Below are 7,863 nucleotides of genomic sequence, written 5' to 3'. Positions count from 1 at the left end.
CTCGACACCGGCCAAGCCCGCATCAACAACTACCACCACCCCAACCGCTACCTCATCCCCGACGACGGAGACGACGAGGACGACCAGGGAGCCCCCGAAGACAGCGGAGAGTGTCCCGACGACGGTGATGACCACAGCGATGATCGTGACGCCGGCTGACGGCTGGCTTTAAGCGGCGATGATCGTGACGCAGGCTGACGTCGGCGTGTGGAGCGCGCGTTTGGTGAAGGCTCCGTCGGGTAGCCCGGCACCATGGCTCAAGGACGACCACTCGCGCTTGTGACGGGTGCTTCGAGCGGTATCGGTTTCGAGTTGGCGAAATTGTTCGCCGACGACGGCTACGACCTCATCGTGGCCGCGGACGATGACGGCATCCACGCTAGCGCCGACAAACTTGCCGCCAGCGGCACAGAGGTCCGCGCGGTTCAGGTCGATCTCCGCAAAGAGGACGACGTCGATCGGCTGTACGCCAGCGCCACCGAGGGCGGCCGCCGGTTGGACGCCGCCGCCCTCAATGCCGGCACCGGCGGCGGTGGCAGCCGATTCGTCGACCGCGGGCTCGAAGAAGACTTCAACATCATCGACCTCAACGTCCGGGGAACCACGCAACTGGCCAAACTCGTGCTCGCTGACATGGTCAGCGCCAACTCGGGCAAGCTGCTGTTCACGTCGTCGATCGTGGCGATGATGCCCGGCTCGTATCAGACCATCTACAACGCCTCCAAATCGTTTGTGCAGTCGTTCGCCGAAGCGCTGCAGGACGAGTTGCGCGACACCGACGTCGTCGTCACCTCGCTGATGCCCGGCCCCACCGACACCAACTTCTTCCGGCGGGCCGGCATGCTCGACACCTTGGTGGGGCGCATGCCGAAGGACGACGCCCACAAGGTCGCCAAACAGGGATACGACGCACTGATGGAGAGCAGGAAGAAAATCGTTGCCTCCTCACCACTTTCGAAAGGGCTCGGCCTGATGAACCGGTTCCTGCCCGACTCGGTGAAGGCCGCGTCCAACAGGCTCATCTCGAGGTGAGCGTGAGAGGTTCCGCCGATGCTGTGGTGATCGGAGCAGGCCACAACGGTTTGGTCGCCGCAGCGATGCTGGCCGACGAGGGCTGGGACGTGCTGGTTCTGGAAGCACAGGAACAACCCGGCGGCGCGGTCAAGAGCGCCGAACTGTTCCCCGGCTACGTCAGCGACCTGTACAGCGCGTTCTACCCGCTGTCGGTGACGTCCCCGGCTCTCCAAGCGCTGCACCTCGAGGAGCACGGCCTCCGCTGGTCGCATTCACCCGCGGTCGTCGGCCATGCGAGCTCCGCCGATGACGAAGACGCTCCGCTGATCTGGCGCGACCTCGACCGCACCGCAGAGGATCTCGACCGTCGCACACCCGGTGACGGGGCACGCTGGCGCGACTTGTTCGCCCAGTGGCAGCGCATCAAGGAACCGCTGGTGGAGACGTTGTTCGCGCCGTTCCCGCCGGTGCGTGGAGCGGTCGGTCTACTGCGTGAGCTGGGCACCGCCGAGGCGCTTCGGTTGGCGCATCTGCTGCTTCTCCCCGCAGGCGTGATGGCTGAGAAACTGTTCGAGGGCGAGGCCGCGCGACTCCTGTTGCTGGGCAACGCAATGCACGCCGACGTTCCCATCGACGCACCGGGCAGCGGCGTCATGGGATACATGCTGATCATGATGGCCCAGGACGGCGGCTTTCCGGTTCCGGTCGGCGGCGCCGGCCAACTGACCGCAGCGCTGGTGAACCGGGCGACGTCTGCGGGAGCCCACATCCAGTGCGGACAGCAGGTGGACCGGATCGACGTCCGTGGCCGACGCGCGGTGTCCGTCCACACCTCCGGCGGCGAGACCGTACGAGTGCGTCGGGCGGTGATCGCCGATACCTCGGCGCCGATGCTGTACCGCGACCTGCTGTCGGCCGACGCTCTCCCCGAATCCGTGCTGCAAAGCATCGACCGGTTCGTCTGGGACACACCGGTGTTGAAGATCAACTACGCCCTCGACGCGCCGATTCCATGGCGTTCGCAGAGTCTGAACGATGCGGGAACGGTACATCTCGGCGCCGACCACGACGGCCTGATCCGGTGGATGGCCGACCTCAACACCGGCACCGTGCCGCTGCATCCGTTCCTGCTGTTCGGGCAGATGACGACCGCCGATCCGAGCCGGTCACCGGCAGGCACCGAAAGCGCCTGGGCGTACACGCATCTGCCGCGAGGCGTCGCCGATGACGCCTCCGCCGATCAGCTGTCGGCGGCGGTGGACGTGGTCCTGGAGAAGCATGCGCCCGGGTTCAGCGACCACATCGTCGGCAAGACGATTCAGCGGCCGTCGGACCTGGAGGCCAGCGACGCGAATCTGCATGCCGGTGCGGTGAACGGCGGAACGTCACAACTGTTCCAGCAGTTGATCTTCCGGCCATTCCCGGGCTTCGGTGGCGCGGAGACGCCGGTCGAGAACGTCTTCCTCGGCAGCGCAGGCGCGTCCCCGGGCGGGGGAGTGCACGGTGTCTGCGGCCGCAACGCCGCACATGCCGCACTGGCCGCCGCCGGGCGGCTGGGCTGGCCGCGCCGACAGCTCAACCGCGCGATCCTGTCGCTGATGACGCGATGAGCCGGTGAGCGGCGAGATCATCGACGTCGTGGCCTACATGAGCCGACGCCAATCAGGCCGGCCGTCCCACTTTGAGGCCATTCGACCCTACCGCGCCGAGTGGTGTGGTCCGAGAATCCCCATATCGAGAGCTGATCTCGTGTGCGCGAAAGGAGAACTCGATGATCGAAACAATGCCGGATATGCCCGCCGGGGTGACCGGTTTCCGCGTGTCGGGGCGGATCAGCGGCGACGAGATGCGTGACTTCAAACCGGTCATGGATGACATGGTGAAGGACGACGAAATCCGAATCGTGGAGGTGATCGCGGACGACTACGAAGGCTTCGGACCCGGAGGGTTGGTCGAGGATCTGAAAATGGGGCTGGGCGCCTTATTCCAGCATCACTCGGCCTTCAAGCGAATCGCGGTCGTCACCGATAAGGAGTGGATCCGGCACACGCTGCACGCGCTGGCCTGGATGGTCCCCGGCGAGATCGCGCTGTTCGGCCTGGGCCAGCTTGACCGTGCCAAGAAGTGGGCCGCGGGCTGATCGCGGCTCTAGTAGCCAGGGGTGACGACGTCTTCCAATTCCTGCAACTCGGGCGACGGTCCAGGCGGCGCGTGTCGCGGCACAAGATTGCCGGTCGAGCCCGTGCATTCGGCGCCGCTGACGCCCGGCGGGCAGGCGTTGTTGACCGGTGAGGCGGTGTTGGGCACCAGGTAGGGCACGCACGTCCCGCTGTAGAGGTCGCTGTCCTCGCCGGCCGGGCAAGCCGCGAGTTGACTTGGCAGGCCGGGGGAGGCGGTGACAATGACCGCAGTGACGGGGGCCGCCGCCGCGATCGCAAATCCGCCGAGGATCGCCAGCCGTCGTCCGATACGAGATTTTCTCACCGATGACATCCTTGCGCTTTCGTCAGTGGAGGATCTTGGACATCGACACTATCGCGCGTTTGCGCGACCTGTGAGATTCCTTTTTATAGTGGGGACGGTGGGACTCGAACCCACAAATGTCGGGCGTTTTAAGCGCCCCGCCGATGCCAATTAGGCTACGTCCCCTTCTAGGTAGCCGAGTTTAGCGTGTGCGCGGACCTCTTGTTCTTGCCTCTATACGGCTCACCGACTGTTCTCGTGTACGGGTGACGGCCTTGTGCGAAGGCAGCTCGCGACCCAGCTTTCGATACCGAGCAACAGTGCTTGCGCGCAAGGCGTTCGCAGCATCTGCTTCGGCACCGTCCATGGCCTTTGGCGCGGGGCGAGTGTCCGGGGCACTGAAATCAGCGGTTCCACGTTCGGCGCCGCGATGCCGGTTCAGGATCGACACTTCTTCGCGACTGCTACTGTGCAACGCACATTTCCGTGGTGAGGGAGGCCTGATGGCTGACGTGCTGGGCCGCGTTCGGCAGAAGGTGCAGCACGCCACCGAGGTGGCGCGCGCTGCTAAACGACTCATCGACACGGGAATCATCGATCTCAAAGACCTCGGTTCGGGCGTTCAGACCGCCAAGCTCGCGCGCGCTTACGGCCCGCAGGCCACGATGGCGATTCAGGGTGGTCGCAAGTATGCGGACCTGCCTGCGGTCGTCGACGAGCGCGGGACGTTGACGTACAAGCAGGTCGATGACCAGTCGTGGGCATTGGCGCATGGCTTGCAGCGCCTCGGTGTCTCCGCGGGCTCGGTCGTCGGTGTGCTGTGCCGCGACCACCGCGGTCTGGTCATCACCATGGCCGCCTGCGGCAAGGTGGGCGCCCGAATGGTGTTGATGAACACGGGTTTCGCCAAACCTCAGTTCGCCGAGGTCTGCGAGCGCGAGAAAGTGACCGTGGTCCTGCACGACAGCGAGTTCCTTGGTCTCCTCGACGCGCTGCCCGCCGACCTGCCGCGGGTGTTGACGTGGGTGGACGACGGCGCAGAACTGCCCGCTGGCGCGCAGACTCTCGACGACATCATCGCGTCGAACTCCACCGAGCCTCTGCCCCCGCCGAGCAAAGCCGGCGGTTCCGTGATCCTTACCAGCGGCACGACCGGGCTGCCCAAGGGAGCGCCGCGTGAAACGGTCTCTCCACTCGCGACGGCGCAGATCGTCGACCGAATACCGTTCCCGCGCAAGGGAACCATGGTCATCGTGTCGCCCATCTTCCACAGCACCGGCTGGGCCACTTACACCGTCGGCGCTGCGTTCGGGAACAAAATAGTGACGGCTAGGCGGTTCAAGGCGGAGGGCACGTTGAAGCTCATCGCCGACCACGAAGCCGACATGCTGGTAGCGGTCCCGACGATGCTGCACCGGATGGTCGAGCTTCCGCCCGACGTCATCGCCAAGTACGACACGTCGTCACTGAAGGTCATCCTGATCGCCGGGTCGGCCCTGAGCCCCGAGTTGTCCAACCGGGTGCAGGACACCTTCGGGGATGTTCTGTACAACATGTACGGGTCCACCGAATGTGCCATCGCCAGCGTCGCCACCCCTGCCGAGTTACGTGCCGCCCCCGGCACCGCGGGGCGTGCTCCGGTGACCTGCGAGGTGGTGCTGTACGACGAGAACGATCGACGGATTGAGGGCGCGAACCGTCGCGGCAGGATCTTCATCCGCAACGGTGCGCCGTTCTCCGGATATACCGATGGTCGCAACAAACAGATCATCGACGGCTACATGTCCAGCGGCGACATGGGTCATTTCGACGAGAACGGACTGCTGTTCGTAGACGGCCGCGACGACGACATGATCGTGTCCGGCGGCGAGAACGTCTTTCCGCAGGAAGTGGAAAACCTACTGGAGGCGCGGCCCGATATCGCCGAGGTTGCGGTGGTCGGGGTCGACGATGCCGAGTTCGGAAAACGGTTGCGCGCCTTCATCGTTTCCGAGCCCGACGCCGACCGGGACGCGGCAGAGATCAAGCAATACGTGAAAGACAATCTGGCGCGGCACAAGGTACCTCGCGATGTGATCTTCGTCGACGAGCTACCCCGAAATGCCACCGGAAAGTTACTGCGTCGGGTGTTGGTCGAACTGGATATCCAGGATTGAGGCCGGCAGCAGATATCTAGTCGGAGAGACCTAGCGGACTTAAAATCCCCTGAACTGGGCGTTTGTTGGGTTGGGCGACGACAGTATCTACCGGATGAAGTCCTTCTAGCTGCGAATATTGAGTTGGTCGCGTTGGCGGGTGTGGAGGCAGGGCGAAAGCACTGCGGTATCTGTTGCGGTACTGCGCAGTGCAACTCGCAGAGAGACGGGTGGGGTGACCGAGACATACACAGGCGCTTGCCTATGCACGGCATCGACTGCACGGTAGAGAACACCTGGGAGATGTCTGAATGGCCGGGTGTGGGCGTTGAGTCCACGACCTCTTCGTCCCGAATCACGTCACCAAGGAACTTGATTGAGTTGGTTGCGTTGGCCTGCGCTGTCGTGGCAGGTGGGCGGTGTTTGTTGTCTTGATTGATGTCGAAGTGCCAGTGGAGCATTGCGGACACCTGCGGACTGGGCAGTTCATGCTTGATTTCGGGTAACGCGCTTCGCATGTCGACCATGTGCGCAGGGTCTCGTCAGCCTTGACAAATGCCGCCGAAAAGCCGGTCAGCACGCCGCCAGGGAGCTTCTTCAGATGGCTGCGCTGAGGTCGACGTCATGGGGCGTGACGAAATGTCGCATTCACACTGAACTAAGCATGTCTACAACAGACCTTCTAGTGCCCCTGCTGAAACCCCTTGGGCACGATCGGCAAATAGGCCGTTGGACTCGCCGACGGTAAATGGACGTCCTGGGGCCTAACCGGAAGCTCTACCTTGCGTACGTTGTTCTTCTTCACACTGTCCTTCAGGTGAAACTCGGCCGGAATGTGATAGATCGACATCTGGTGTTCGGTGCCATCAACGTCGCCGTCCACTTTCCTCTTGATGAGTTCGTGCGTCATACGATGCATGAGATTCTCGGCCTGGCATATGGGCGCGTAGATAGCCACCTCCACTGTTGCCTTGCTGATGCAGTAGACCTTGCCCGGGACCCCCATGTACCGCCGCTGCGCGACATCCCAAAGTGAGTCCAGCGCATAAGTGATGACAGTGGTCACGGCCAGATCGCGCTCCGGATTTGAGTCAGCGAGGCTGAGGAACCATTGGCCGTCCTTCTTGTCCGCCGTGGGGCTTAGCTTCTTGTGCAGGTAGCCGTGGACGAAGCCGTCGAGCATCGAAAATTCCCTGCCGTTGCCTGCCGTCCACTTCATCTTGGCGTCCGTATCGATTGCAGTCAGCCCGTGCTTCACCGCGTTATACAAGAAGGAGTCACCGAGGAAACGGTTCGCGCAGTCGGTGAGCAAGAGCTGAAGTGCGTCGACAGTTTCGCTGAATTTGCCTCTGCCCATCTTGATTCCGGCGTCATCCGGGTCGCTGCCGCCCAGGAAGACTGCAGCTATCTCGTCCCGGCTAAAGCCACCTTTCAAGGCGGCGTCGACCTGCTTCTTGAACTTGGCGAAGTCAGTCGACGTGGACATTCCCAGCCACGGGCACTCCGGAAAATCGACATGAGCGAAGAACAATCGGAGAAGGGCTTCCGACGCGTGATGAACGATTGTGACCGCTTCCATCCGCACGAATTGGTAGCGCTGCTGGGGATGCGGAACTGACGTGCCCTGGAAACAAATCGAATCTCCGACAGGACGGTCTGATCCGTATGCGGGAGCAAGGGCTTCATCTTTGCAAGCCATTAGTGCCAGGCTCTCGACTCGCATCTTGATGAACTCTGAAGGATCTGCGCTGTAGAAGACCGCATTCAGTTCCGGGAATTGGCGATCATCCAGCACTCGGCCCTGGGCGTCAGGCTCCGCCCACGCCTTCTTCGAACCAACGTTCTCTGTCATGGTGTGTCAGCGTATGCGCGCCCTCCGACAAACCTCGCGGCGTTTTCTTTCTCTGCCGGTTTCCATCTCCAACCTCACAGGCGCAACTTTCCCGCGTCCGCTGACAGACGATGTCCGGAATGTCACCCCATGATTGGTTTGACGCAGCTGTCGCGTAATCGGTTCCCTTGTCTGCGCGGTGTAGTAGATCTTGATTGGTCCGGTGCTACAGATCGGCCAGAGTCGCAGGAGGAACGTCGAGATGGACAAATTAGTAGCCGACTCACTGGCTGGCACAGTGGGTTATGTCTGGCCATTTTTCGAAGAGACCGGCGGAGATGAATGAATCGCCCTGGAAATGTTGGAGGCTCCTGACCTTGGAAACGAGGATGCAGGTATGCCGAAGGAACAGTCTGCCGG

Annotated in this window: 6 protein-coding genes and 1 tRNA gene; 4 read left to right on the top strand and 3 right to left on the bottom strand. The window is 62.7% G+C overall.

Annotated features, from left to right (window positions below; translation table 11 throughout):
* The first annotated feature begins 252 nt into the window (after nucleotides 1–252).
* From AU192_RS19350 to AU192_RS19340, 3 genes are all read left to right on the top strand, one after another.
* Complete coding sequence (locus tag AU192_RS19350; protein WP_064399121.1) at nucleotides 253–1,032, top strand: SDR family NAD(P)-dependent oxidoreductase; 780 nt, start codon at nucleotides 253–255, stop codon at nucleotides 1,030–1,032.
* A complete protein-coding gene (locus AU192_RS19345; RefSeq protein WP_064399120.1) occupies nucleotides 1,029–2,624 on the top strand; it encodes a phytoene desaturase family protein in 1,596 nt (531 codons plus the stop codon). Before AU192_RS19350 ends, AU192_RS19345 begins: the two co-directional genes overlap by 4 nt.
* Nucleotides 2,625–2,785: 161 nt before the next feature.
* A complete protein-coding gene (locus tag AU192_RS19340) occupies nucleotides 2,786–3,154 on the top strand; it encodes a SpoIIAA family protein (RefSeq protein ID WP_064399118.1) in 369 nt (122 codons plus the stop codon).
* Between the two features lie 8 nt (nucleotides 3,155–3,162).
* Here AU192_RS19340 and AU192_RS19335 read toward each other — a convergent pair whose 3' ends face one another.
* Nucleotides 3,163–3,498: a hypothetical protein gene (locus AU192_RS19335; RefSeq protein WP_164673972.1), complete on the bottom strand. Its 336-nt coding sequence runs from the start codon at nucleotides 3,496–3,498 to the stop codon at nucleotides 3,163–3,165.
* Nucleotides 3,499–3,587: 89 nt separating this feature from the next.
* A tRNA-Leu gene (locus AU192_RS19330) sits at nucleotides 3,588–3,663 on the bottom strand.
* 317 nt (nucleotides 3,664–3,980) lie between these two features.
* Between AU192_RS19330 and AU192_RS19325 the strand changes: the two genes are divergently transcribed.
* Nucleotides 3,981–5,633, top strand: coding sequence for an acyl-CoA synthetase (locus tag AU192_RS19325; protein ID WP_064399115.1), 1,653 nt, complete (start codon nucleotides 3,981–3,983; stop codon nucleotides 5,631–5,633).
* A gap of 661 nt (nucleotides 5,634–6,294) precedes the next feature.
* Here AU192_RS19325 and AU192_RS19320 read toward each other — a convergent pair.
* Nucleotides 6,295–7,464 (bottom strand): hypothetical protein, encoded by a 1,170-nt coding sequence (locus AU192_RS19320; RefSeq protein WP_064399112.1) that lies wholly within the window; start codon nucleotides 7,462–7,464, stop codon nucleotides 6,295–6,297.
* Nucleotides 7,465–7,863: the final 399 nt, after the last annotated feature.

The sequence above is a fragment of the Mycobacterium lehmannii genome (genome assembly GCF_001499925.1).
Taxonomy (GTDB): Bacteria; Actinomycetota; Actinomycetes; order Mycobacteriales; family Mycobacteriaceae; genus Mycobacterium; species Mycobacterium lehmannii.
This window is presented reverse-complemented; position numbering and strand designations above follow the sequence as displayed.